The sequence below is a fragment of the Luedemannella flava genome (assembly GCF_039528515.1).
GTDB classification, from domain to species: Bacteria; Actinomycetota; Actinomycetes; order Mycobacteriales; family Micromonosporaceae; genus Luedemannella; species Luedemannella flava.
The window spans coordinates 1-2,121 of the sequence record NZ_BAAALT010000347.1 but is presented as its reverse complement, the minus strand read 5'-3'; the positions used below and the strand labels follow the sequence as shown (position 1 = coordinate 2,121).

Here is a 2,121-nt window from a genome sequence, read left to right as displayed (position 1 = left end):
GGCGGCGCGCGCCGATCCGGGGTGCGCGCCGCCGGGCCATACCGCGCCCGGACGGGCGGCTACGGTGGGCCGGTGATCGATGCCGTGACGAACTGGGCCGGGAACGTGACATTCGGGGCGCGGCAGGTGCTGCGCCCCCGCTCCGTGGACGAACTGCGGCGCGTCGTCGCGCGCGGCGACCGCCTGCGGGTCCTCGGCACGGGCCACTCGTTCAACACGGTCGCCGACACCGACGGCGACCTGGTCTCGCTGGCCGACCTGCCGCCCGTCACCGACATCAACCCCGACCGTCGCACGGTGACCGTCTCCGGGGGCGTCCGCTACGGCGAGCTGGCCGTGCGCCTGCACGAGGCCGGGTACGCACTGCCCAACCTGGCGTCCCTGCCGCACATCAGCGTCGCGGGCGCGGTGGCCACGGCCACCCACGGCTCCGGCGTAGGCAACCGCAGCCTCGCCTCCGTGGTGTCGGCGCTGTCAATCGTCCGCGCGTCCGGCGACGTCGACGTCGTGACGCGCGACGACGCGACGTTCGAGGGCTCCGTCGTCGCGCTGGGCGCGCTCGGCGTGGTCGCCGACCTCACCCTCGACCTGGTGCCGGCGTTCGACGTGGCGCAGGTGGTCTACGACGACCTGCCCGGCGACACGCTCGCGGCGCACGTCGACGAGATCCTGTCCAGCGCGTACTCGGTGAGTCTGTTCACGGACTGGACCGGCGTGCCGGAGGCCGCGCCGCCCCGCGTCAACCAGGTGTGGCGCAAGTTCCGGGTGGCCGACGGTGTGGACGCGCCGCCGCGGTGGCTCGGCGCGACGCGTGCCGACTCCCCGCGCCACCCGCTCGCCGGCATGCCGACGGTCAACTGCACCGAGCAGGACGGCGTGCCCGGCCCGTGGTTCGCCCGGCTGCCGCACTTCCGGCTCGAGTTCACCCCGAGCGCCGGCGACGAGCTGCAGTCGGAGTATTTCGTCGACCGGGCCGACGCGGTCGCGGCGCTCTCGGCCGTCGGGGCCGTGCGCGACGTGGTGGCGCCGGCCCTGCAGATCAGCGAGATCCGTACGGTCGCCGCCGACGAGGCGTGGCTGTCCCCCGCGTACCGGCGCGACTGCGTCGCGCTGCACTTCACCTGGGTCGGCGACAGCGCCGCGGTGCGGCCGGCGATCGACGCGGTCGAGGGCGCGCTGGCCCCGCTGCGGCCGCGGCCCCACTGGGGCAAGCTGTTCCATCAGGCGCCGGCCTATCCGCGGCTGGCGGACGCCGTCGCGCTGGCGCGCGCCGTGGACCCCGACGGGGTCTTCCGCAACGGGTTCATCGACGCGTTTCTCTGATCTGCCTTTACCATGCAGACGCTCGCGAATCCATCGATGGAAGCGGTAAGTTTCACCGTCCCGAAAGCCTGATCGCCGGCTCTCGCACGATTTCCGACTGTCCTGGGTGCCGTGACCTTGGCTTGGTCAGATCCGAGACCGTACGGTGCGGCAAGACGCCCCGCGCGTCTTTACCTTGCCCCTCAGAAGGGAATGCACGTGTCCCGTCTCACTCGCAACCGACGGCGCTCAGCGGTCATCGCGGTGACCGCCGCGACCGCTATGGTCGCCGCGGGCGTCTGGATCGCCAACGGCATCGCGTCGGCCGGCACCCTCTCCGGCACCATCTACACGGACCCCAACTCGGCCGTCGTGAAGTGGGTCGCCGCCAACGGCAGCGACTCCCGCGTCGGCGTCATTCGCGACAAGATCGCCAGCCAGCCGGCCGCCCGCTGGGTCGCCAACTACAACCCGTCCACCATCCAGTCGGAGACCAGCGCCTACATCAGCGCCGCGAACTCCGCCGGACGGGTGCCGCTGCTGTCCGTCTACGAGATCCCGAACCGGGACTGCGGCGGCGCCAGCGCCGGCGGCGCGCCCGACTACTCCTCGTACCTGACCTGGGTGCAGAACTTCTCGCGCGGCCTGGGCAACCAGACGGTCATCATCATCCTGGAGACCGACTCGATCGCGCTGCAGACCTGCCTCAGCTCGTCGGAGCTGTCGACCCGCAACAACGCGCTGTCGCAGGCGACGCAGACCATCAAGGCGGCCAACAGCAACGCGAAGGTCTACCTCGACGGTGGCCACTCGGCGTGG

2 protein-coding genes are annotated in these 2,121 nt (G+C 72.0%); both read left to right on the top strand.

Annotated elements, in window-relative coordinates:
- Positions 1-72: 72 nt before the first annotated feature.
- Positions 73-1,323, top strand: coding sequence for an FAD-binding protein (locus ABD211_RS33200; RefSeq protein WP_425560593.1), 1,251 nt, complete (start codon positions 73-75; stop codon positions 1,321-1,323).
- A gap of 192 nt (positions 1,324-1,515) precedes the next feature.
- Positions 1,516-2,121: glycoside hydrolase family 6 protein (locus tag ABD211_RS33195; protein ID WP_344140500.1), on the top strand; the 606-nt coding region annotated here is incomplete at its 3' end.